Below are 24,165 nucleotides of genomic sequence, written 5' to 3'. Positions count from 1 at the left end.
CCATCAACAGGCGGAATCGGGCGAATCACCGATTTCCGTCGCGCGTTACTCCTCTTCGATGGTGACGGCGAGGTGCATCTCCTCGTCCACGTTCAGTTCCACGCTCCGTTCGACCGTTGGGCCCTGGCGCGCCCAGCTGAGTCTCTTGGCTCCGACTCGGATCGAGAGGCGCCCGGCGGGGAGTCCCCGCAGGGTCGCGCGACCCTCGGCGTCCGTCTCTGCGCGGCGCGAGCTCTTTCCTGCGGAGACGGTAGAGAGGTCGAGAGGGGCGGCGCCTTCGCCGCTCCACCAGGCCACATGGACCTGGGCTTCCTTCAACGGCCTGGCTGAGGCGTCGGTGACCAGGAGAGAGAGCTGGCCAGCGGGGTACTCTCGCAGCTCCAGGCGTCCAGCGCTGGGCACCTTCGCAACACCCGCCACTTCGGCCCCGCTCGGGAAGGTGGCGATGACGTCGTAGGAGCCTGGCACGAGGTGCTCCAGATCGAGGGTGCCTTCGGGTCCCACATCGAGCGCCTTGGTTCTGGCCGACGTCACCGACTCGCCCTCGAGCGTGTTCGAGCTGATCACCAGCGAGGCAGCGCTGGCGGCACCCCTGGCATCGAGGGTCCGCACCCCCAGCGTTTCGTCTCCGAAGAAGAGTTCGCCTTTCGAGACTCCGCGATCCTCCGTGAGATCGGCAAGCCTCACCTGGTAATTGACGGGACCGCGCATGACGTTGGCCCACGTCGGGAGGCGAAGGGGGAACGCTCTCTCGAACGCAACGCGTCCGAGAGCATCGGTCTTTCGCCAGCCGGAGTCGCCGAGTCGCACGTTGGCGCCCACCATGGGTCCATAGGGATGGGTCAGCCGCAGCTCATATCGAATCGGCCGAGTCGCCGTTCGCAGGTCGACCCATGCCGTTTCCCCGGCCCTCACCTCGACCTCGGCCAGCAGGACCGGGGGGATGGATCGAACGCTGTGATAGCGCAGCACCTCGTGGTCGCCGGGGGCGAGCCCCGGGAAGTAGAAATCGCCGGCTTGCGGGAGGATGGCGAGGTGCTCCGGAACGGACTGGCCCTTGCGCCGAACGCCGAGGTACCCGCCCCCCGGCTCGAGACCCTCGATGGCCCCGGCTCGCACGAGCACGTGCTCGAGTTCCTGCACCTCCGCGGTCGAAAGCTCCACGGCTTCCCGCCGATCGTAGGACATGCCCGCGACGATCACTTCCACTCGCAGCTTGCCATCCGGCAAGCCCTCGATCCGGTACTGCCCTTCCTCGTCCGTCCGGGTCTCCCGGTGGGTCAGCGGGTGCTTCGCCAGCGAGCGTGAGTCCGAGTCGAGGCGCCAGACATTGACCCCGTGAAGGACGAAGCCATCGGGGAAGTTGCCGGTCATCGGGGTGTACGTGGTCTTGACCAGTGCCCCTGCGATGGGAGCTCCGGCGGCGGTTCGCACCACTCCCGCGAGCGTCGCGCCCCGCACCACGGTCAAGTTCTGCACCGTGGTCCTGCCGGCCTCGATCGTCACGTCGATCGGGGCCAGGGAGTTCGGCATCGAGTGCGGTGGCGTGCCCATGTTCGGATAGTCGACTCGCAGGCCGTGGGTGTCCTCGAACGTCAGGGAGTACTGGCCAGGCCCCAGACCCTCGATGGAGTAGCGGTCGCCCTCGGCTCGGCCTTCGAAGCTGAGCCCGAACGAGGAGTGGTGCGGATGGGAGCGGGTCAGAGCCCAGGCCTTGACCCGGCCCGTGCCGGGCCAACCTTCCGGCCGCCCCAGCAGCCGACCCTCGAGAACGCCCGGAGTCTCCAGGGTCACGGTCACCTCACGATAGTCTGGTTCCTCCGAGCGCCTTGATGCGGCACCGCGAACGATGGCCCAGCCCCGGCGCCCATCGGAAGACTCGGCGTGGACCACGGCTTCCCTCAAGTCGACACCTGGGAACGTGACTCGACCCTCCCCGTCGCACCTGGACTCAAGACTGGGCTCGCCTCGCATGCCCACCACCTTGGTCCGAGTGATCCCACCTGCGACCCTGACCTCTGCGAAAGGGACCGCTGCGCCCTGCGCATCCTGCACGCGGACCACGAGTCCGTCATCGGGTCCAGTCTTGACGAGGTCGAGGGAACGCTCGGTCTCCCCGGTGAACACGAACTCCTGGGCATCCGCAGCTCCGTCCCCGTCCCTGGCCGACACGCGGTAGTTGCCGAACGATACCTCTTCGAAGATCGCAAGTCCGTCCGCATCGCACGGCATCCGAAGCGTGATACCACGCCGGTCCGTGAAGTCGAAGCTCGGCGGCGCGTTCACCGGGGAGGACTCCAGCAGGACCTCGACGCCCTCGGCCGAGGCACCACCTGGTCGCTGCACGCGCACGGTCAAGGCCGCCGTCCCGCGAAGGGCCGCTGGAGACACGACGGACTCCGCCGCTTCAGGGCTGACTCGATCCGGTTCCGGAGCCGGGACGCGAATCTCGGAGCGCTCACCCTCGGGTCGGTCGAGCTCTGGCTCGGGGACATCGGCTACTTTCGGACCCAGCGCCGGCCCAGGTACGTCGGCTGGCGCCTCGAACGCTCCCGAAAACCAAGCGGCGACAAGGACCAGCGCAGCGCAGGCGAGCGCTGCGGCTAAAGCCGAGTGGCGTGGTTCGGAAGAGCTCATGGATTCGGGCGCGGCACCGCTACCCACGCTAACCCCGCAATCCTCGAACCGCAGCCCCCTACGGCTACTTCCAGTTCTCCAGGATCACCCGCGGATAGAGCGGCCCGTCCGTGTCCAGGGTGCGCTCCAGGAGGGACAGGGACCAGCGCCGATGGCGCTGCTGCATGATCCCCGACTTGAGCTGCGCGTTGTCCGATTCGATCCTTCGGCGGATCGACTTCACCATGCGCTCGGCCTCGCGATCCCGCTCGGCCAGCTTCAGGGTGAGCGCCCGCGTTCCACCGATCACGATGCGGTCGGGCAGCTCCGCGCCGTGGCGGCGCACGAGGTCCCAGCCGTGGGCGGATCGTTCCAGAGCGAGCTTGACCTGGTCCTTCCCGAAGGCGATCCGCGCTTCGATCGCGGACGAGACAGCTTCGATGCGACCCTGCCCGAGCTCCTCGGCCAGCGACGTCGCGCGCCGGATCAGGTCGCCGGCGCCCTCCTCACCGTTCTCCCCGAGGAGGATGCCCAGGAACAGAGCGGCCAGCGCCTCGCCTCGCTTGTCCTCGATGCGACGCGCGCTGAAGAGCGCATCCCGAAGGATCAGCTCGGACTCATGCTCGCGACCGATGTCGGCCATGAGGCGCCCACGCCGCGCGGTGACCTCGACCTCCAGCCGGCCTTCGCCCGCCTGCACCGCCAGCTCGGCCGCGCGCTCGAACGCCCGCAATGCGCGATAGGGTCGACCGATGAGGCGCCAGGCCCGGCCGGTCACCATGCTGATCGATGCTCGCGTGGAGCGGGCGCGCAGTCCGCCCTCCTCCGCGCGGAGTTCTCGGCGCGCAAAGCTGAGCCGCCGGAGCGCGGACTCCACGCTGCCGTCGAGGATCTCGATCTCCGCCTGGAGGAGGTGAGCCTCGGCCCGGGCCACCGGGTCGGGTGCAAGTTCGAGCGCGGCCGCCGCGTACTTCGAGGCCTGGCGAAACTCGCTGTGCTCGGCTTCGATCCGCGCCGCGAGGCGCTCGATCTCTGCTCGGTCGAACGGCTGCTGGGAGAGCTCGCCTTCCGTGGCGTCCTCCCCGGGCGGACGTTCCATCAGCTGACGAGCCTTGCGCAGGAGTCCGCGCGCGATCCCGAACTGGCCGCTGCTCACGGCGTGACGGGCGTGCAGCAGATAGATCCGGCCCGCCGCACGCGGGTCCTTGTCGAGATCGATGTCGAGTTCGCTCAGCTCCTCGAGCGCCGCGCGCTGTTCCTCGCGCTCGCCCAGGCGATCGGCCGCGTCGGCGAGTTCCTCCAGCAGACGACGGCGCAGGTTCATCAGCTTCGGATCCCGCGGACCGTCGTCGAGGGCCTCGAGTCCCCAGCCGGCGACCGTGGCGCGGCGATACGGGTGCCCGCGATCCTTGAGGTCGTCTAGCAGCGCCGGGAGGATGGCAAGGAGGTCCTCCTTGAGGCCCGCGCCCCGGAGATGGAACGCTCTGCGGTAGCTGGGGCGGCGAAGTCGCGCGCTCTCGTCCGTGGCCAGCGCTTGGCCCAGCGCGGCATGAATGCGGCGCGCCCGCCGCTCCGGGATGCGCGTCATGGTCTCCTCGCGATCCACGGGATGGGCGAAGCGATAGCGACTGCCCGCGGGTACGAGCCATCCATTGCGGACGAGGCTCGCGATCGCCGCTTCGCGATGGTTCACGTTGGCCTTCGGCCACGCCTGACTCAGAAGTGCCGGGTCGATCCGCGAACCGACGATCGCAAAGCGCTCCAGCCAGATGCGCTCCCTCGGTGCGAGGTCGCCGAGGCGTTCGCCCACGGCTTTTCGAAGGCTCTCGGGGCGAGGCAGCTCTTCGGGGGACACCAGCAGCTGAAGCCCGAGGCCCGGCGCGGGTGCCTGGCGTGTCCAGCCGCGCTGACGCGCCAGTCGAAGGAGTTCCCCGATGCTTCCGGGTAGCCCCTGGGTCCGGTTCAGGAGCGTCCGCGCCAGGCGCAGCCGCGGCACCGAGTGGTGGAAGATGTGTTCCACGAGGGAGAGCACGGCGGGCTCGTCGAGCGGTCCGAGCTGGATCCGCGAGGTGTGCGCGGCGAGCCTGCCGCGGAGCTCGGACAGCTCTGCGGGATGGCGCACCTCCGCGCGGCTTCGAAGGCCGAGGATGAGCAGCAGCCTCGACCCCTCCAGCTCGCGGGCGACGCGGGCGAGCGCGCCGAGCGTCGACTTCCCCGCGAAGTTCACGTCGTCCAGGAAGATGATCGTGGGTACGTCATGGGTGAGTCGCGTGATCCACTCGGCCAGCGCGGCCGACTCGGCGATGTCGACGGCGGGGGCGTCCTCGGACCCCGGCCGCAGCACCTGTTCGAGCGCCCTTGCGGTATCGGGCGACACCGTCCTCTCCAGTAGCTCTCGTGTACGTTTCCCCGGCGTTCCCGGCGAGGGCAGGTGAAGCCAGCGCCGTAGGAGCGAGATCAGGGGCGCGCCCGGGCGCGAGTCGCCGACGGAATCGCAGCGGGCATAAAGGTACAGCGGGGGATTCGGGTCGCTGTGGCGGACGCGATGCGCGAACTCCGCGATGAGGCGTGACTTTCCCGAGCCCTGCTCCCCGACCAGGAGGACCGAGAGACCGTTGGACTTGGCCTGCTCCCAGGCGGCGGCGAGCGTTTCGAGCTCGTCGTCCCGTCCGACGAGCGGAATCCCATGCTGGCCCGACCACGCGACGGTGTCGCGGCGAACGCTCGCGTCGAAGGTGATGCGCGCGCGCCACCACTCGCCGTTCTCGCCTTCCTCCAGAATGGAGGCGGCCTCCGAGGCCGTCGGTCGCGCGGCGGGGCTTGGCTGGAGCAGGACGCGGACGAGCGCGTCGAAGAGGGGCGAGACGCGGGGCGTCACGTCGGAGGGGGGCTTGATCTGGCCGCGGCGTAGCGCCTTGAGGCGTGATTCCGTGCGGGCGTCGATCGCGGAGCCGTCGAGCGCACCCGCCGGATGCTCTCCCGTGAGGAGTTCGTAGAGGGTGACGCCGAGGGCGAACAGGTCGGCGGAGGCTCGGGGTGGCCCGACGCCCGAGCGCTCTGGTGCGAGGTACCCAGGTGTCCCGTGGGGGGCACCGGCGGCGCCGGTGCGCCGGGCGAAGCCGAGATCGACCAGGATCGCCCGCCCGTGGGCGTCCAGCCGGATGTTCGCGGGCTTGACGTCGCCGTGGACCCAGCCCGCCGCGTGGAGCGCGCCGATCGCGCGGGCGACGGAGCTGCCGATGGAACGTACGAGCGGCTCCGGCAGCCCCCGGTCCCGCCGGATCATCTCGTCCAGCGACGCACCCGGGATCAAGTCGAGCATCAGCCATGGACGGGCCGCGCCCACGTCTTCGAGCACCGCAGGGTCGAGCCCGGTCACCCCGTCCCGGAGAAAGGGCGTGGGACCGTTCACGGACAGGTACCGCGTTCGGGCCAGCGAGGGGTGGTGGACGGCGCGGGACGCCTCGCGCTCGAACGCCAGGGTCTCGCGTGCGTCCGGCTCGCCCACGAGGTCGGCGCGGAGGATCTTGATCGCCACCTCGGTGCCGGCCTCCAGGGTGTGCCCGTCCGAGGTCCACTCGGCGCCGAGGACGCCGCGCCAGACCCGGCTCGTTCGCCCAACCCCCAGGGGGCAGAGAAGGCGGACTTCCGGACCGGGCCGCTCAGCGGATTCAGGTCCTTCTTGACCAAGTGCGTGACTAAGCGGGGTCATCTGCGCGGACGCCCGGTAACGTATGGGCCCCTGCGCATTCTACGACCGATCGGACTCGAACGAACCCGTTGCCTGTGACCTTCCACGTCTACAACACGCTCACCAAAGAGAAGATGCCCTTCGAGCCGATGGAGGCGGGCGTGGCGCGCGTCTACAACTGTGGACCGACCGTTTACGGCCGTCCGCACATCGGGAATTATCGGAGCTTTCTCTTCGCCGACCTACTGCGCCGCTGGCTCGAGTACACGGGCCTGGAGGTCCGCCAGGTCATGAACATCACGGACGTCGGGCACCTGACGGATGACGACGTCGCTGACTCAGGTGGAGACGACAAGGTCGAGGCCCAGGCCCGACGGGAGAAGAAGGACCCCTTCGAGATCACCCGTGGCTACACGGCCATGTTTCTGCAGGACATGGCCGCCCTCGGAGTCCGCGAGCCCGAGGCGCGCCCGAAGGCCACCGAGTACATCGAGGAGATGGTCACGATGGTGGAGCAGCTCATCGCGTCGGGGCACGCCTACCGCGTCGGCGGCAACGTCTACTTCGACGTGTCGACGTTCCCGGCCTACGGGCGGCTTTCGGGCAACCGTGTCGAGGACCTCGTCGCCGGGAGTCGGGTCGAGGTCAACGACGAGAAGCGCCACCCCGCCGACTTCGCTCTCTGGAAGAGCGACCCCGCGCACCTGATGAAGTGGGAGACGCCCTTCGGGGCCGACGGCTTCCCGGGCTGGCACATCGAATGCTCGGCCATGGCCAAGGCGCTGCTCGGGGACCAGATCGACATTCACACGGGCGGCGAGGACAACGTGTTCCCGCACCACGAGTGCGAGATCGCCCAGAGCGCCTGCGCCAACGGGGTGCCGCTCGCGAACGTCTGGATGCACGCGAAGTTCCTCCAGGTCGACGGCGGCAAGATGAGCAAGAGCATCGGCAACGTCTACACGCTGTCCGACATCGAGGAGCGCGGCTTCGAGCCCCGCCACCTGCGATTCGCGCTCCTCCGCGGCCACTACCGGACCCAGATCAACTTCACCTGGCCGATCATGGACGAGATCCGGGCGCGCCTGGAGAACCTCGACGAGGTCGCCGTGATGCTGCACCGAATCCTCGATGGGGGACCCGCGGCAGCGGACGCCGAGGCAGGGCGCGCGCTCCTCGACTCGGCGATCGCCTCGTTCGAGGGCGGCATGAACGACGACCTGAACGCGCCGGTGGCGCTCGCCGCGCTGGAGAGCCTGCGGAAGCCGCTCCTGGAAGGTCAGGTCGGGGCTGCGGTGGCTGCTGACACGCTCGCGTTCTACGGAAAGGCGAACGAGGTCTTCGGCTTCATCCAGGTCGACAAGCAGACGGCGGACGCCGAGATCGAGGCCCTCATCGAGGCGCGCAATGCAGCGAAGGCGGCCAAGGACTGGACGGCGGCGGACGCGGCCCGGAATCAGCTCACCGCCATGGGGATCGAGCTGCAGGACACCCCGGACGGGGTCGTCTGGCGCAGGCGATAGGGACGAGAGGTCAGCGCGCTTCATCGAAAAGGGGCCCGCATCCTTCGTGGATGCGGGCCCCTTCCCTTTGCCTACTCCTCTTCGTCGGAGGGGTCGTCTTCGGCTTCCTCGGCCTCGTCGCTCGCTTCCCCTGGCGGGGGAGGAGGCTGCACCGCCTCGCCCCGGATCTCGGCGTCCCGTCGCATCGTCCGCTCCAGGAGGTCTTCCATGGCCTCGGCGCCCGCGATCGATTCGTCGTAGACCCAGCGCAGCTGGGGGATCGACCTGGTCCTCAGGATCGAGCCCATCTGCTTCCGGATGAATCCGTTCGCATGCTCCAGCATGTGCTTGGCCTTCGAGCGATCGGCCTCGGAGCCGAGCACCGAGTAGTGGGCCTTCGCCGTGCTCAGGTCGCTGTTCAGCTCGATCCGCTGGATCGTGATGAACGACGACCGCGGGTCAGCGAGCTCGAACTGGAGACAGTGCGCGATACGGCGCTGAATCTGCACTTCCAGTCGAGCCACGGTTCGTGGGTTCGCCATGACGGTCAGCCGATCAGAGCGTCCGCTTGATTTCCTTCATGCGGAACGTCTCGACCACGTCGTCGACGCGGATATCCCGGAAGTCCCGGAGCACGATACCGCACTCGAAGCCCGAGCGAACCTCGTTCGCCTCGTCCTTCTCGCGCCGCAGCGACCCGATCGAACCGGTGTAGACCACGCTTCCGTCCCGGAGCAAGCGGCACTTGCTGTTCCGCTTGATCGTGCCGTCCAGGACCATACAACCGGCGATGAGACCAATCTTCGAGGACTTGAAGAGACGTCTGATCTCGACGTGACCCGTGATCTCCTCGAGGAACTCCGGCTTGAGCGCGCCTTCCATGACCCGACGGAGGTCGTCGAGCACCTCGTAGATCACGCTGTAGCGACGCACCGTCAGACCCTTGCGCTCCGCCTCCTGGCGGGCCTTCGGGTTCACCGACACCTGGAACGCGATCAGGATCGCGTTCGAGGTCGCAGCGAGGTCGACGTCGCTCTCCGTGATCGGGCCAACGCCCGAGTGGATCAGCTTGACCTGGACCTCGTCGTGCTCGAGCGCCTCGATCTCCTGGCGGAGCACCTCGGCCGAGCCCTGGACGTCCGTCCGGATGATGACGTTGATGTTCTCGCGCTCGGTTTTCGGAGCCGATCCAAGGATCGCTTCCAGCTCGCGGCTCGGTTCGCGTTTGGACGCCAGCATGACGGCCCGGTTGCTGCGCTCGCGCTCGCCGGCGATCTCCTTGGCCTGGGCCAGGGTATCGATCACGTGGAACGGCTGGCCGACGCCCGGAAGGGCGTCGAGACCGGTCACGGAAACCGGCGTCGACGGTCCAGCGACCTTCAGCGTGTTGCCGCGGTCGTCGAGGAGCTGCCGCACCTTGCCGTAGCCTTCACCGGCCAGGATGACATCGCCGCGCTGCAGCGTGCCGTCCTGGACGAGAAGGTGAGCGACGATGCCCCGGCCCTGCTGGATCTCCGCCTCGAGGACCACGCCGCTGGCAGGGCCTTCGGGGTGAGCCCGGAGGCCAAGTTCCATCTCGCCCATCAGGAAGATGTGCTCGAGGAGTTCCTCGATGCCCTCGCCTGTCATACCCGAGGTCTCGAACATCGCGGTGTTGCCGCCGTACTGCTCGGGAACGAGTTCCTGGCCCATCAGCTGCTGGATGACGGAGTTGGCGTTGAAGCCCTCGCGATCCTTCTTGTTGATGGCGACCACGATCGGGGTCTTGGCGAACTTCGCGTGGTTGATGGCCTCGACGGTGCTCGGCTTCACGCCGTCATCACCTGCGACCACGAGCACGACGATGTCCACGGCCTTCGCGCCGCGGGCACGCATGGCGGTGAACGCCTCGTGACCCGGGGTGTCGACGATCGTGACCGAGTGGCCCTTCTTCGTCTGCACCTGGTAGGCGCCGATATGCTGGGTGATGCCACCCGACTCCTTGTCCGCGACCTTGGAGCTGCGGATCTTGTCGATGAGGGTCGTCTTCCCGTGGTCGACGTGGCCGAGGAAGGCAACGGTGGGGGCGCGCTCGGTGAGGTGTTCCTCTTCGATCTCGCTCCGTTTCTTGGCCACCTCTTCGATGAGCTGCTGCTCCGCGGTGACCTCTTCCTTGATCTCCAGCTCGACGTCGAACTCCGACGCGAGGAGCGTCGCCGTATCGTGGTCCAGGGTCTGGTTGACCGTGAACATGCCGTACTGACGCTCCAGAGCGCGCTTTTGAACCACGCTGCTCTTGAGCGACAGGGCGTCGCTGAGCTTGGTGATCGTGATCGGCTCGTCGACCGTCACCTTCTGGCCCGAGTAGGGCGAGAGCGTGACCATATCGCGCGATCCGCCGCGGCCGCCTCCGCGACCACCGCCGCCGCCCTGGCTGCCTGGGCCACCGCGGCCCGGAGGACCGCCAGCGGCGCGGTTACGCCGCAGGAAGCGTCCCTGCTCGCGTTCACGGAGCTCGGCCGCCGTCATCTTGCCGCGGGGCCCGGTCGGGCTCTGCTGGCGACCACGGTCGCGACCGAAGGTCGGGCGCACGTCAGGCGTCGCGTCGTCGCGGCCCTGGATGCGGCGCGAGTCCGGACGGCGACGGGCGGGCGTGCTCTGCTGGAAGCTGGAGGGATCGATGAAGCCGACGACGTTGCCTCGTCGCTCGGGCTTGTCGTCTTCCTTGGCGGCCGGGGCCGCGGGCGCTTCTGGGGCAACGGCATCGGTGCTCGCTGGAGCCTCTGCGGTCGGGGTGGCAGCCCCGCCCGCATCAGAGCCAGCCGGCGCGGGAGACGTCTTGGAGCCGGCTTCGGACGTCTCGTTCGCAGCGGCGCTCTTGCCATCGCCCGCAGACGAAGCCGCCGCAGGCTCACCCGCTTTCCCGGCGGATTCGCCGGCCTTTGCGCCCGAAGACGTGCCTTCAGCCGCGGCGTTCCCCGCCGACTCGGCGGCGTCGCTGGTCGCGTGCTTCTCGTCCGCGGCAGGAGTGACGACGGCCGGAGCCTCCGCAGCCCTCTTGGCCGCGGCCTTCTCCGCCACGATCGCCTCCTCTGCCTCGCGTTTCCGTTTGGCGATCGAGCGCTTGATCGGGGCCATGCCGTCCTCTTCCGCGATCGCTTTCGCGCGCGCGGTCTCCGCGGCGGTAGGTGCCTTGACGGGCTCCGCGGCGGTAGGTGCCTTGACGGGCTCCGCGGCGGTGGGCGCCTTGGCGGATACTTCGGGGGCAACCGGCTGAGCAGCACCTGCTGTTGGAGTTGCCGCGGGAGACCCAGCTGCCGCGGGAGACCCAGCTGCCGCGGGGGACCCAGCTGCCGCGGGGGACCCAGCTGCCGCGGGGGACCCAGCTGCCGCGGGGGACCCAGCTGCCGCGGGGGACCCAGCTGCCGCGGGGGACCCAGCTCCCGCGGGATACGCAGCGGACTCCGACGTCGCGGAAGCCGCGGGGCGAATCTCCTCCACCGGGGGCGTGACGCGCGGGGCTGCCGGAGCCGCCGAGGGGGTGGCCGCGGATGTCGCCTGGGGCTGGCCTGCGGGACGAACCGCCGGGGCCGAACCCTCTTCAGGCAGCTTCTTCCGCCGCTTGAAGCCAGGCATTCCGCTAACGGAATCGTCGTTGTCGGCCTTGAGCTTCCTGCGCTTCATCACGCGCAGACCTCCGCTCTCGCCGTCTCCGCCGCCATCGTCCGACGAGTCGGAGGAGGTCGGCATGATGCCGTTGGCCTCCAGCAGACCCTGGGCCTGAACCAGCTCGAACTGGTCCAGCGCCGACATGTGGCTCTTCGCCTTGCTGAATCCGAAGTCGCGCAGTTTCGAGGCCAGGTCTTTACCCGGCATGCCGTACTGCTTTGCGAGATCGTGAATACGTACCTTGTCGCTCAATCTTCCTTGTCTTGGCTGTGCTGGACGCTCACCAGGGCGGATCCATGGGAGTCACGTCGTTGTGACTCGCGGGTCCGGTCCCTTGCTGGGAGAGCGTCGGGGGGGCTTGATCGGATTCCGATTCAGCCCGGCGACCCGAAGGGTCGTAGCGCTAAGCCGGAAGTGCGCCATGGGATGGCGCGGGGAGTAGGTTGTGGGGGCTGAGGCAGAGGGGATGACCGGGGCGGGCAGTGATGCCCGACTCAGTGACCTCAACCTGCATGGGAAAATGCTGTCACGGATAAGTCCTTGTTCGTCCTCGCTGGAGCGCCGCGGGAGGGTCCGCGGAGTTCAGCTCGGAAGGGGTCAAAGGGGGATTGTCTCCAGGCGCCCGAACTGAACCTGACCCCGTGGGCGGGGTTCAGTTCGGACCTGATGGGTTCTGCTCGGGATCGCTCTGGCCTGCAGAGTTCTAGCCAGCAGTGGCTTCCGAGGTGTCGTCGGCTGCGGCCGATCCATCCTCGCTTTCGAGGTCATCCTCGGAGTCGTAGCTGTCGTCGTCGTAGGAGTCCTGTTCGGCCTCTTCCAGCTCCGCTTTCTTCGCCGCGTCTTCACGCTGGGCGTTGCCGGCGGCTTCCGCTTCCGAGTCCTTGAAGAACTCTTCGCGTGTCTTGATATCGATGTCCCAGCCGCAAAGGCGGCTGGCCAGGCGAACGTTCTGGCCTCGCTTGCCGATGGCGAGCGACTGCTGTTCTTCGTCCACCAGAACCGTCACAGAGTGGCGCTCGATATTCGGGTAGATGTTGTCAAGGTGGATCTTGGCCGGGCCGAGGCCGTTCATGACGAGCGTCTCCAGGGAGTCGCTCCAGCGGATGATGTCGATGCGCTCGCCGCGCAGCTCGTCGATCACCGCCTTGATGCGCGATCCGCGCACGCCGACGCACGCGCCGATCGCATCGATCTTCGGGTCGCTGGACAGCACGGCCATCTTGGTGCGGTAGCCGGGCTCGCGCACGACGCGCTTGATCTCGATGATCTGGTCCGCGATCTCGGGCACTTCGAGTTCGAAGAGCCTGCGCACGAGGTCGGGGTGGGTGCGGCTGACGAAGATCTTGACGCGGCTGCCTTCCTTGCGAACCTCGACGATGATCACGCGCGTCCGGTCACCCGGGGCGTAGGTCTCGCCGCGGACGCGGTCCTCGCGGGTCAGGTAGGCCTCGACGTCGCCGAGGCTGATGACGAGATCTTGGCCCTCGTAGCGCTGGACCTCGCCCGAGATCAGCTGGCCCACGCGCTCTTCGTACTTGTCGAAGAACACGTCCCGCTCGGCTTCGCGCACGCGCTGGGTGAAGCCCTGCTTGACCGTCTGAGCCACGATGCGGCCCAGTTCGCTCATCTCGAACTCGTAGACGCCTTCGTCGTCCTCGATCGTCACCTCGCCGGATTCACGGTCGATGGTGCAGACGAGATCCTCCCCTTCGCCGAAGCGTTTCCGCACGGCGGCGGCCATCGATTCCTCCAACGCGCGGAAGATCACCTCACGTGGGATGTTCTTCATCGCGTGGAGCGCGTCGATCGTTTGGAGAAGTTGGTCGGGATTCATGGCTCGCGAGGAGGGCAATAGAAAAGGAGCGGGGGAGGGCCCCGCTCCTTCCATCGGCGCAGATCAGCTCGACCCTGATTCGTTTCGGGGATGCTCAGCTTCTCTTCGCGCAGTTGTCCAGGAGTGTTCGTCGGGTCTACGTTCGCCACGTAGTTTGAGCCGGAGCCGCTGGGGAGTCAACCTCAGATGGCCCTGTTATGGGCTGAATCGCACGGTTATTGAGGTCTAGAAGGAGACCTCCGCTGGGCGAAGGTGGTGCGGACTCCTAGACTTCGACCCATGGATTCGGAGAATGACCCCCTGCCGCCGGCCGGTTCGGACGGCTTCGGCCGAGAAGCCGAAGCCAGCGACGAACTCGCCGGGGGTCCCGACCAGTGGGAGGCCTTCGAGGAACGGCTGGCCCGCGTCGCCTCGGGCGTCCCCACCCCTGATCCGGCCGACGATTCGCTGGGTGCCCCGGCCACGGTGCTTCTCACCGGAGAGAGCGGCGCTGGCAAGAGCCGTGCCGCCCGGCGTTTCCACGATCTGTCCGGGCGGCGCGACGGACCTTTCGTTTCGGTGCATCTCTCCGGGCTCGCCTCGACCCTTCTGGAGGGGGAACTCTTCGGCCACGAGGCGGGCGCCTTCACCGGAGCGGTGGGCGCGCGGGAAGGGCGATTCGTCCGTGCCAGCGGCGGGACTCTCGTGCTCGAGGCCATCGAAACCCTCGATCTGGCGCTCCAGGTGAAGCTTTTGCGCGTGCTGCAGGAGCGAGTGGTCGAGCCCCTCGGGTCGGAGGACTTCGTCGAAGTCGACGTCCAGGTGATCGCCACCACCGGGCGGAGCCTCGCGCGGGCGGTCGAAGAAGGGCAGTTTCGAGAGGATCTCTACTACCGCCTCGCCGTGGTGCCGCTCCAGGTGCCGCCGCTCCGGACCCGCACCCATGGACCTGGCTTCGAGGGCCTCTGCCAGGGGGTGATGGCCCACGTGGCGGCTCGGGCGGGCGTGGCGCCGCGGGCGCTCTCTCCGGAGGCCCTGGCGGCGCTTGCCGCCCACCCCTGGCCGGGGAACTTCCGGGAGCTGGAGAACGCCATCGAGCGGGTGCTGGTGCTCGGATCACCGGGTGAGACCGTCCGCGCCGAAGAGGTCGCCTTCCTGGGCGAGGGGCTGGCTGGACGGGCCGAGGAGATCGCGCTCGAGGCGCTCGCCAGCGGCGTCGGGCTGGAGGAGCTGGAGGCGGCCGTCCTCGAAGCCGCCCTGGAACAGGAGAAGGGGAACGTCTCTGCGGCGGCCAGGTGCGTCGGATTGTCGCGGCGCGCGTTCAGCTATCGTCGGAAAAAGCTCGATGGTGCGTGAGCGCCGTCCGGATGGCCCATGATGGCGCTCCCTTGACCATGCTTCTTCTGTCCCTGAGCCTGGCCCTCGCGTCTGGCCTGTCCACTCCCGCCCCGCTCTCGCAGGGATCCGTCGCGACGGCGGATCCCTCGCAGGCCGTCCGGTCGGATGCGGCGGCCGCCCTGGCCCGCATCCTCGATCCTTCCGATGCCGCGGGTGCCCTCCAGCGCCGAGAGCTCACGCGGATCGTCGTCGAGTCGCTCGATCCCGAGACGTCGCTCGTCCTCGAGGCGACCGCGCTCGTCGCCGATCCGGACCCGGTCATCCAGGGGCTCGCCATCGGGTTCATGGCCCGTCCCGACCTCGGGGACCTGGCCCGGCCCGAACGCGTGCGGGCGCTTTCGACCCTCGTGAGCCCGCGATCCGGGGCCGACGCGAGAGTGATCCCCGAGGAAGCCAGGAGCGACGCCATCGCGGCGCTCGGGCGGATCGGAGATCGGTTCGCCGCCGAGGTGCTCGCGGCCGTGGCCGTGAAGGAGCCGGATGCGGCCCTCCGCGTGCGGGCCGCGACGGCGCTGGTCGAGGCACCCGGTGGGGACACCGAGATCGTGCGCCTGGTCCGGTCCCTCGTGGACGGTGGCCTCTTCGCCGAGGGAGCTTCGCGGGGAAGCGCGGCTCCGGACGCCGACGTACTGGCCGTTCTCCTGCCTCGCTACGGCCAGTGGCTCGGGGACGCGAACGAACTCAGCACGCTCGACCTCATGCCGCTCGTCGTCGGCCTCAAGGCGCCGGAGGAAATCGTGCGCGCTGCCGCCGGCGATGCGTTCCAGGAAGCGCTCGACCGTCTCGCGGCCTCCGAGGTGCGAGGGCGAGCGGCCGAACTTCTCCAGCGGCTCACCGACCTCGGCATCTCCCGCGACGTGACCCTGTATCAGTCCGCCCGGATCGCGCTGAGCGCGGAGGGCGACGCGGGCGCCGCGCTGCGGGCGGCCCAGGCGTTGACCGAGGCGAGCGGCCTGCAGCTCGGGGGCGAGCTACGACTCGACGCCTACGAGTCGCAGCTCTGGGTGTTCCGCGGCCGCTACCTCGCGGGGCTCGCAGAGCTCGCGCTCGGCCACGTCGAGGACGCCGAGCGGAGCTTCGAACTGGCGGCAAGCGCGCTCGACGCGGCTCTTTCCGAGCGACGTGATCTGCTCGCCGAGTCGGAACGGCTCGTGCACGTGGACCTGCTCCATCAGCGCGCGGTGCTGGAGATCGCGCGCGCGCTCGCGTTCCTCGTCCGGAGCGATGCCGCCGATCCTGCGTCCCTCGGGCCGGCGCTGGAGAGGGCCCGCACCGCCCACGAACGCCACCTCGAAGCGCAGGCCGTCTACGCCGAGATCCGCGGGGATGTCATGACCGGATGGGACGCTCTGCTGGGCAGCGACATGTCGGTGTATCAGATCTTCTTCGGTCGCCGCGGCTTTGCGAGCGGGGGCGGCCCACGGCTCCAGGCGGACGGTTCGAAGGGCGGGCCTCTGGATCGCGCGCGGATCGTGGAGCTGCAGGGGCGGCTCGGCCGCGTCCTCGCGTCGGTGTCACCCGGGGAGCTGCCAGGCTTCGCGCTCCTGGAGCCCGCGGGGCCGCCGGAGGTCGTGGAGCGACTCACGGATCCGCTCGCGGATCCAGCGCGTCGACGCTACCTCGATCGCATCCGTGCGGCTCGACTCAGCGGTATCGACGACGCGATCGACGCGGCGCGGCAGCTCATGACGCGCGCGCAGGAACGAGCGTTCGGGATCATTCCCGAGCCCGAGATCCAGGCCCTGGAGAACCTGCAGCGCCGGCGCTTCGCCGCGCGCCAAGCGGCCGAAGAGGCCAACCGAAGTACGGACAGGCAGTGGATGCGCGACCTGCGTATCCCCGGAAGCGCGGCGCTCTGGCACGCGCAGGATCTGAAGGAGGAAGGCCGGGGCACGGAGGCGCGCGTGATCGCGACGCGCCTGGAGGCGGATCTCACCGATGATGGGATCTCCGACTGGTGGTTCGTCATCGGGCACGAGCGCATCGTTCGGGCGCAGCTTCTCGCTGGCAGCGCCTTCACCGACGAGGGGCGCGGGGAGGAAGCGGAGCGCGTGCTCCTCCGCGCGGTCGAGCGCATCGAAGACATCGAGCGTGATCTCGCGGGCCGCGGCGCGACGTTCGACGACCTCTCGAGCTTCCGCGCGCTTCGCTCGACCGCCCTCGTCAGTCTGGCGGTCAATGCGAACGTGCGGTTGCTCGACAAGGACAAGGCGCTTGGGTACTACGAGCGTGCCTACGAGCTCCGCAAGGATGAGTTCATGCGCGTTCTGATGGCGTGCTATCGCGCGCGCTCCGGGGCGGAAGCAGAGGCTCGGTCGCTCCTGCGCTCGATCCGCCCGGGGCCGGGGACCTGGTACAACCTCGCGTGCACGCACGCTCTCCTGGGGGACACCTCCCGGGCGCTCGACTACCTGGAAACCGAGCTGATGCAGAACCACGCGTCGGTGGAGTCCGCGAATCGCCAGCGAGAGTGGGCGGCGAACGATCCCGATCTGGCTTCGCTTCGGAACGAGGCACGGTTCCAGCGTCTCGTGCGCGTGCTCTGATCGACCGCATGGGAGGTCGGAGGCGGGACCTTGGGCCGGTCCAAGATCGGGACGCTGCCCATCGGTTCCTGGCGCGAAAGCCGACTCCGGTGGATCTCGTCGGCCCGACGGTCCCCAGCAGAATAACTTTAGGGGTCCGCGCTTTCCCGACCCCAACGTTCGACCGCCATGCATCCATCGCCCGTCCTCTGCACGATCGCTTTAGCACTCGCTGGATTCGCAGCGCCCGCGTTCGCACTGGCTCCCGCTGTCGCCTCGGCCCAGGACTTCGAACCGGTTCTTCTCGGAACCGCGGCTGGACGGCCGACGGCGATCGAATTCGCGCCGGGTGTCGACGATCAGCTCTACCTCTCCGACAAGCAGGGGCGGGTCTGGCGCTTCCGTGACGGCAACTACGTGGGGACGCCGGTGCTCGACATTCGAGCCAGCGTGGATGACACGGGAGAGGGCGGACTCATTGGCTTCGTCTTCGATCCCGAGTTCGAGATGAACGGATACTTCTACCTCGCTTACAACATGGTGTCGACGACCGCGCTCAGCGCCACGGTCATCTCACGTTTCACCATGATGCCGGGCTCGGTGGACATCGCGGATCCTGCGAGTGAGCACATCATCAAGGGGCCGATCCCACAGCAGACCGAGGGCCACATGGGCGGCGACCTGGAGTTCGGTCCGGACGGCATGCTCTATCATGCGATCGGCGACGGCGACGCGGGGAGCGCCCTGAACCTGCCGACTGCCATGGACCTCTCCGACCCGCGCGGCAAGGTCCTGCGCTTCGACGTCCGTGCGCCTCATCCGCACGTTCCCGCGGACAACCCCTACGCGGGTTCGACGACGAACGATCCGCACATCTGGGTCTCGGGCTTCCGGAATCCTTTTCGACTCGACGTCGATCCGGTGACCGGAGACGTGTTCGTGGGCGACGTGGGTGCGAGCACCGCGGAGGAGATCACGCGAATCTCCGTGGCGACCGACGTCGGCGGCTTCGCTGGTTGGCCGTGCCGCGAGGGTTTCGACTGCCGCAACTTTCCGGGCTGCGTTTGCACCGGGACGACGGATATCGATCCGATCGCCGTGCTCGGCCATACGAGCCCTGACTTCGCCTGCGCGATCATGGGCGGCACGGTGGTTCGCGGAGGACCCGTCGCGAGCCTCGAAGGGAGCTACCTCTTCACCGACTTCTGCAGCGGCCGGTTCTATCGCATCGATGATCCTTCCGGCGCGGCGAGCGTCGTCGAGATCAGCGACGTCCTGAACGCCGGAGGCGGAAGCCCGATCCGGTATGTCGTCGACTTCACCGTGGGGAACGACGGCCTCGTCTACTTCTGCAGCCACTACGGCGCACAGGTCTGGGTGCTCGAACCCCGCGGCGGTTTCGGAACCTATTGCCAGGCGGCCTCCAACTCGACGGGGCTTGCTGCGTCCATCGTGCTCTCGGGGTCGCCGTCGATCTCCAGAGGAGCGCTCCAGATCGACGTGACCAACCTGCCCCCGGCAGCCACCGGCATCTTCATTCTCTCCCAGTCCACGCTCAGTCTTCCGAACTTCAACGGCTCGCAGGGAACGCTTTGCGTGAACCTGCCGATCTACCGGTGGAGCGCGGGCGGCGCGGCGAGCGGGTCGGGTACCGTGAGCTACCTGTCGGACCTGACCGATCTGCCGCCTCAGGTCTCGATCGCGCCCGGGGAGACCTGGTACTTTCAGTACTGGCACCGGGACCTCAACCCGCTGCCGACCAGCAACGCATCCAACGGTGCGTCGGTTCTGTTCCTTCCGTAGAGCGGTGGAGTCAGCGCCGTATCAGGAATCGCTCCATCTGAATCAGGACTTGGAAGAATCGCCGATCGATCGCTTGGGCCGGAGTGAGTTCCGGCGCGGGCCCGAGCAAGTGGCGCGGCGACTGCTCGGGCAGCGGCTCGTGCGAATACAGGGCGGCCAGCGCGTGGCGGGAATCATCGTCGAGACCGAGGCGTATCTCGGCTACGAAGACCGGGCGGCCCATACGTTCGGGTGGAGACGAACGGAACGGACGAGCACGATGTTCATGGATGGGGGCACCGCTTACATCTATCTCAACTACGGGATTCATCACCTGCTCAACGTCGTGGTGGGCGAGGTGGAGGTGCCGCAGGCGGTGCTCATTCGAGCGGTCGAGCCGACCGAGGGGCTGGAGACGATGCGAGCCAGGCGGCCCCGCGCGAAGCGTGACCGCGACCTGTGCTCGGGCCCCGGTAAGGTCGGTGCTGCGTTCGCCGTCACCCGAGATCAGGACGCGCTGGACCTGGTCACGAGCGAAGAACTATTCATCGAGCGCCTCCGCGTTCGAGCGCTCCCAGCGCGGGACATCGTGGTGTGCCCGCGCATCGGCGTCGACTACGCAGGTGAGTGGGCCAAGAAGCCCCTGCGCTACTACGTGAAGGGGAACCCGAACGTCAGCGTGCGGGATCGCGCTGCGGAGCAGCCGTGATCTACTTGCCGTCCGGCTTTTCCGCTCCCTTCCTCTCTCCTTCGCCCTTGTCTTTCGCCCGCGCTTTCTTCTGACCGTCGTCCTTCTTCCACTGATCGAAGAAGCGGATCGACTCCTCGCGGAACTTCGGGTTCCTCGCGTTCCGGCGGTCCTCGTCGGCCAGGGTGGGGCCGTCCCCGAGTTCGGACTCTTCGAACGGCACGAAGGCGACGAGTTCCTCATGTCCTGTCGCGTCCTCGGCCTTCTTGCCCTCATCGAAGGAGAGGGTCTCCAGCGGGACCAGATAGCTCTTTCCGGCGATGTCCATCGTGAAGAAGGCGAGGCGCCCTTCGTCGAGGTCGAAGACGGCGCTCTCGATCGCGCTCAGCGGAGCGGCACCTCCGGCCGGAAAGACGTCGAGCTCGGTCAACGACGACGTCAGGTACATGGGGTGCGGCTCCTCTTTCTCTTCTTTCTTGTCGCTCGAATGACTGACGGGCGGGGCGACGTCGCCCTCGCGCTGGCGTCGGGCCGTGGTGAGCAGCTCCGACTCGGCTGCGACGAAGGAGGGCAATCCCAGGAACTCCTCCTCGGTCATGAGGATCTCGACGATCTTTCCTTCGCCGTCGGGGTCGTTGCGCCAGATCAGCTTGTCCCAGGGAATGATCCGCTGCGGATTCATGCCCGCGAGCGGGATCTCTTCCTCGATCACGAGGTAGGTGATCTCGCCGGTCGTTCCATCGACGATGAGGTCCGCGATCTGGCCGATGGGTGCGTACTGCCGGAGCTGTTCGCCCATGCGGGTCGACAGCTCCATCGCAGTCAGCTGCGCGTCGGTGAGAAAGTTCGTCGAACCGAGCGCGGTCTCCCCGATGCCCGACTGGGCCGAAGCAGCGGTGGAGAGAGCGAGCGAGAGACTTGTGAGGGCGATGGATGACGTCAGGGACATCGGTGCTCCTGGTTGGGGGTGCGGGAGGTGGTCCCCAGAGGCGGTCTTGGTGCCGTCCATGGGGCGGCGCAGCAGCCGACTCCGAAAGCATTCCGGTGCACGAGCCCTGCGATGACATCGAGCCTCCGCATCGAGCCTATGCGTGCCCTAAAGTCGCCTTGGCTCCCGCTTAGGCGAGGCCCGCACGCCCGAACTTCAGGGACGGAATGTCACGGAGAGAGCGCTCGACGTGTTGGAGGTCGGCGCCGGGTTCGCGTCCCGAGTCCAGTACTGGAAGTTCCAGGTGTGGCCCGGCGCGATCTGCACGGTGGGCGGAAGATTCGTCAGGTCGGTGGTGAGGCTCACCTGGCCACCGGAGCCTGATGACAGGACCACCGAGGACCAGCGCGCGATTGGCTGGTCGAGGCAGAGCACGCCCTCGGAGCCGCCGAATCCCGGGACGCTGGCGCGCTGGCCTGCGATGAGGAAGTAGCCGAGCGCCTGCGCTGGCAGCTGCGTCACCTCCAGGGTCAGGTCGGCAGCGGCGATCGAGGCGGACCCACTGGCGACGAGGCTTGCGGCCGCGCCGGAGGAGTTCGGTTCCGCGGTGCAATAGGCGTCGAATCCGCTGCGGGGACTGAGTTTCCAGACACGGCCTCCGTAGTGCTCGACGAAGTGGACCTCGCCGTCTCCGTCGCGGGCGAAGTCGACCACGAAGCGCAGCGCCTGGCCGCCCGATTGGACGTCGGCCGAGAGGTCGAGGCGCAGAGGAAGCGGGCCTCCGGGGTTCTCGATGCCGTAGAAGCTGCCCGAGCAGAAGTCCGTGAAGAGGTACTGGCCCGCGAGGCTCGGGATGGCCGAGCCGCGGTAGACGATGCCGCCCGTGATCGCGCACGCGCTGTCGGGCGCGGAGTGTCCGAGCTGGGCGATGGGGAGCGTCAGTCCGCCTGCGTTGCAGGCGCAGGACGTTCCGAACGCGCAGTCGTCTCCTTCCATGCACGGCCAGCCGCCGTTGGCTCCCGGGGCAAGACGCGTGATCTCCTCCCACGTGCTCTCTCCGACGTCACCGACGAAGACGTCGCCGGTCGCTGGATCCACGTCGAATCTCCAGGGATTCCTGAGCCCCAGGGCCCAGGTCGTGGGGAGCGCGCCGCTCACCGCCACGAACGGATTGTCGGCGGGGACGTGGGGGAAGGGTAGGTCGGGGTCGATGCGGTGGAGCTTGCCCAGCGGCGAGGCGAGATCCTGGGCGGCGTCGGCGGTGCCGCCGTCTCCGAGCGAGAAGTAGAGGGTTCCGTCGGGGCCGAACGCGAGGTCGCCGCCCTTGTGCCGGTCGGTGGTCTGCGGGACGGGGCCGAACAGGGTCTCTGCGGACATCGGGTCTCCGACGTCGACGGAGCCCGGGACGACGGAGTACCGGGCGATGAGCGAGGCTCCCGTTCCGACTCCCACGTTGTAGGAGAGATAGAAGTACCCGTTCGAGGCGAAGTCCGGATCGAACACCATGCCGAGGAGTCCGCCTTCTCCCGTGTCGTTGACCAGCGAGCGCAGGTCCATGAACGGCGTCTGCAGGTAGCTTCCACCGCGCATCACCCAGATCCGCCCGGTCTTGTCGGTCGCGTAGAACTGATGGGTCACCCCGGGAGCGAAGGCGATCGAGGTCGGCCTCCCGGGCGCGGTAGCGACGAGGACGGGCTCGGGTCGCTGGGGCGCGGCGGCGGCTGTCGAACCAGCAAGGAGGACGAGGATCGAAGTGAGACTGGGGTGGCGCCGGTGGAACATGGTGTTCCAAGCGTATCCCCGGTACCTCAAGGGGGTTTCATTTCCGCCGACCCGGTAAGGCCAATGCGGAAAGGAAGCCGCTCTCGCAGCCCTACGCGCAGTCCAAGAGCCCTACGCGTAGTCCAGGAGCTTGTGCTCCGGGTTCTGCTGGGCCGCAATTCGTTTGTCCAGCTGGCTCTTGAACAGCACGACCCGCCGGCCGCGCTTGTCCTTGGCCAGGAGCGAGTTCACGGGCGCGCGGAAGGTCTCCTCGTTGTCCGCGAGCCACGCGCTGCACTCGTAGGGGAGCGGCGTCAGGCGCGTCTCCACCCCGTACTCGTCCTCCAGTCGATACTGCAGCGACTCGAACTGGAGCTTGCCGACCGCGCCGATCATGGGATCCCTGGGGCCCACATCCGCCCAGACCTGCTGGACCGCGCCCTCCGTGATCAGGTTCTTCATGCCCTTGTCGAAGCGCTTGCGGTCCGAGGTGTTCTTCGGCGCGATGCGCGCGAACAGCTCGGGCTGGAAGAGCGGGAGCGCCTCGTGCACGAAGCCCCCTTCCAGCGACAGCGTGTCGCCGATGTGGTAGAGGTCCTTTCCGACGAGGCCCACGACGTCGCCCGCGAAGGCCTCCTCGATCGTGTGACGTTCCTGGGCCACGATGCTCTGCGGCCGCGCGAGCCGCACCTTCTTGCCGAGTCGTTCATGGTGCACCTGCATGTCGGGCGTGTAGCTGCCCGAGCAGATTCGCATGAACGAGACGCAGTCCCGGTGGCGGCGGTCCATGTTCGCCTGGATCTTGAAGACGAACGCGCTGAAGGGTTCGGTCGCGGGCAGCTTCTCCTTCGTGCCGTCCTTGCGGGTGACCGTTCGACCCGACGGGCACGGCGCCAGTTCCACGAACGCATCGAAGAACGGGCCGAGTCCGAAGTTCGTCAGCGCGGAGCCGAAGAACGTGGGGGTGACTTCCCCGGCGAGGAAACGCTCCATCGTGAACTCGTTCCCCGCGATCTCGAGGAGTTCCAGCTCATTGCGGACCTGCTCGGCGTCCTCGGCGCCGAGACGCTCATCGAATTTCGGAGAGTCCAGCGGAATGCGCTCGATCTCGGAGCGCTTCGAGCCGCCGGCCGCCGTCTTCTCGAACAGCTGCAGCTCGCCCGCGCGGCGATCGACCACGCCGCGGAACTTGCGGCCGGATCCCACCGGCCAGTTCATCGCACAGGACTGGATGCCGAGCGCCTCCTCCAGCTCGGTCATCAGATCGAGCGGGTCCCGGCCCGGGAGGTCGAGCTTGTTGATGAACGTCAGGATAGGGATGCCGCGCAGCCGACAGACGTCGAACAGCTTGCGCGTCTGCGCCTCGACGCCCTTGCCCGCATCGAGCACCATGATCGCCGAGTCCGCGGCGATCAGCGTGCGGAACGTGTCCTCGCTGAAGTCCTCGTGGCCCGGGGTGTCGAGCACGTTGATGATGCAGTCCTTGTAGGCGAACTGCATGGCGGACGAGGTGATCGAGATCCCGCGCGCCTGCTCCATGCCCATCCAGTCGGAGGTCGCGAGCTTGCCTTTCCGGTTCTTCACCATGCCGGCGCTCTGGAGGACTCCTGAATAGAGGAGTAGCTTCTCGGTGAGCGTCGTTTTACCCGCGTCGGGGTGTGAGATGATCGCAAAGGTTCGCCTGCGAGCGATCTCCGATCTGAGTCTGGGGCCGTCCATGGGGCGGTACGTTACCGGATCGGGGGCAGGGTTGACGCGCGAACCTCTCCCAGGTCGTCTCGCCCTGTCCTAAACTATTCCCCTCACCTCCTCG

Annotated in this window: 13 protein-coding genes; 5 read left to right on the top strand and 8 right to left on the bottom strand. The window is 67.9% G+C overall.

The genetic code is table 11. The annotated features are described in order from the left end of the window. Positions 1 to 45: 45 nt before the first annotated feature. Positions 46 to 2,637 carry a carboxypeptidase-like regulatory domain-containing protein gene (locus tag Poly30_RS20420; RefSeq protein ID WP_145201606.1) on the bottom strand — a complete coding sequence of 864 codons (2,592 nt, stop codon included), beginning with the start codon at positions 2,635 to 2,637 and terminating at the stop codon, positions 46 to 48. A 64-nt stretch (positions 2,638 to 2,701) separates the two neighbouring features. Beyond that, positions 2,702 to 6,328: a serine/threonine-protein kinase gene (locus Poly30_RS20415; RefSeq protein ID WP_145201602.1), complete on the bottom strand. Its 3,627-nt coding sequence runs from the start codon at positions 6,326 to 6,328 to the stop codon at positions 2,702 to 2,704. 74 nt (positions 6,329 to 6,402) lie between these two features. Between Poly30_RS20415 and cysS the strand changes: the two genes are divergently transcribed. Beyond that, on the top strand, positions 6,403 to 7,830 hold the full coding sequence (gene cysS, locus Poly30_RS20410) for a cysteine--tRNA ligase (RefSeq protein ID WP_419191381.1): 1,428 nt from the start codon (positions 6,403 to 6,405) through the stop codon (positions 7,828 to 7,830). A gap of 71 nt (positions 7,831 to 7,901) precedes the next feature. Here the strand turns inward: cysS and rbfA are convergent, their stop codons facing one another. From rbfA to nusA, 3 genes are all read right to left on the bottom strand, one after another. Further along, complete coding sequence (rbfA, locus tag Poly30_RS20405; protein WP_145201595.1) at positions 7,902 to 8,351, bottom strand: 30S ribosome-binding factor RbfA; 450 nt, start codon at positions 8,349 to 8,351, stop codon at positions 7,902 to 7,904. Positions 8,352 to 8,364: 13 nt separating this feature from the next. Continuing rightward, complete coding sequence (gene infB, locus Poly30_RS20400) at positions 8,365 to 11,709, bottom strand: translation initiation factor IF-2 (protein ID WP_145201592.1); 3,345 nt, start codon at positions 11,707 to 11,709, stop codon at positions 8,365 to 8,367. A 451-nt stretch (positions 11,710 to 12,160) separates the two neighbouring features. Then, positions 12,161 to 13,291 (bottom strand): transcription termination factor NusA, encoded by a 1,131-nt coding sequence (gene nusA, locus Poly30_RS20395; protein WP_419190418.1) that lies wholly within the window; start codon positions 13,289 to 13,291, stop codon positions 12,161 to 12,163. A 279-nt stretch (positions 13,292 to 13,570) separates the two neighbouring features. On the opposite strand from nusA, the gene Poly30_RS20390 reads away from it, so the two are divergent. The 4 genes from Poly30_RS20390 (at position 13,571) to Poly30_RS20375 (ending at position 19,684) form a co-directional block, all read left to right on the top strand. Further along, positions 13,571 to 14,626 (top strand): sigma 54-interacting transcriptional regulator, encoded by a 1,056-nt coding sequence (locus Poly30_RS20390; protein ID WP_145201586.1) that lies wholly within the window; start codon positions 13,571 to 13,573, stop codon positions 14,624 to 14,626. Between the two features lie 38 nt (positions 14,627 to 14,664). Continuing rightward, a complete protein-coding gene (locus Poly30_RS20385; protein ID WP_419190417.1) occupies positions 14,665 to 17,214 on the top strand; it encodes a TPR end-of-group domain-containing protein in 2,550 nt (849 codons plus the stop codon). A 168-nt stretch (positions 17,215 to 17,382) separates the two neighbouring features. Then, positions 17,383 to 18,996 carry a PQQ-dependent sugar dehydrogenase gene (locus Poly30_RS20380; protein ID WP_145201580.1) on the top strand — a complete coding sequence of 538 codons (1,614 nt, stop codon included), beginning with the start codon at positions 17,383 to 17,385 and terminating at the stop codon, positions 18,994 to 18,996. A 49-nt stretch (positions 18,997 to 19,045) separates the two neighbouring features. Continuing rightward, entirely contained in the window at positions 19,046 to 19,684 is a 639-nt protein-coding gene (locus Poly30_RS20375; RefSeq protein ID WP_419190416.1) for a DNA-3-methyladenine glycosylase, read from the top strand. 1 nt (position 19,685) lies between these two features. Here Poly30_RS20375 and Poly30_RS20370 read toward each other — a convergent pair whose 3' ends face one another. The 3 genes from Poly30_RS20370 to Poly30_RS20360 all read right to left on the bottom strand — a co-directional run bounded on the left by Poly30_RS20370 (position 19,686) and on the right by Poly30_RS20360 (position 24,071). Then, the gene (locus tag Poly30_RS20370) at positions 19,686 to 20,612 is read right to left on the bottom strand and encodes a PRC-barrel domain-containing protein (protein WP_145201574.1); all 927 of its coding nucleotides are present in this window, start codon (positions 20,610 to 20,612) and stop codon (positions 19,686 to 19,688) included. Positions 20,613 to 20,807: 195 nt separating this feature from the next. Continuing rightward, entirely contained in the window at positions 20,808 to 22,373 is a 1,566-nt protein-coding gene (locus tag Poly30_RS20365; RefSeq protein WP_145201571.1) for a PQQ-dependent sugar dehydrogenase, read from the bottom strand. A gap of 111 nt (positions 22,374 to 22,484) precedes the next feature. Beyond that, positions 22,485 to 24,071, bottom strand: coding sequence for a peptide chain release factor 3 (locus Poly30_RS20360; protein ID WP_145201568.1), 1,587 nt, complete (start codon positions 24,069 to 24,071; stop codon positions 22,485 to 22,487). Positions 24,072 to 24,165: the final 94 nt, after the last annotated feature.

It is taken from the genome of Saltatorellus ferox (assembly GCA_007751475.1).
Classification (GTDB): Bacteria; Planctomycetota; UBA1135; order UBA1135.
Note: the sequence above shows the minus strand (reverse complement) of the source record. Positions and strands in the feature narration are given on the sequence as shown.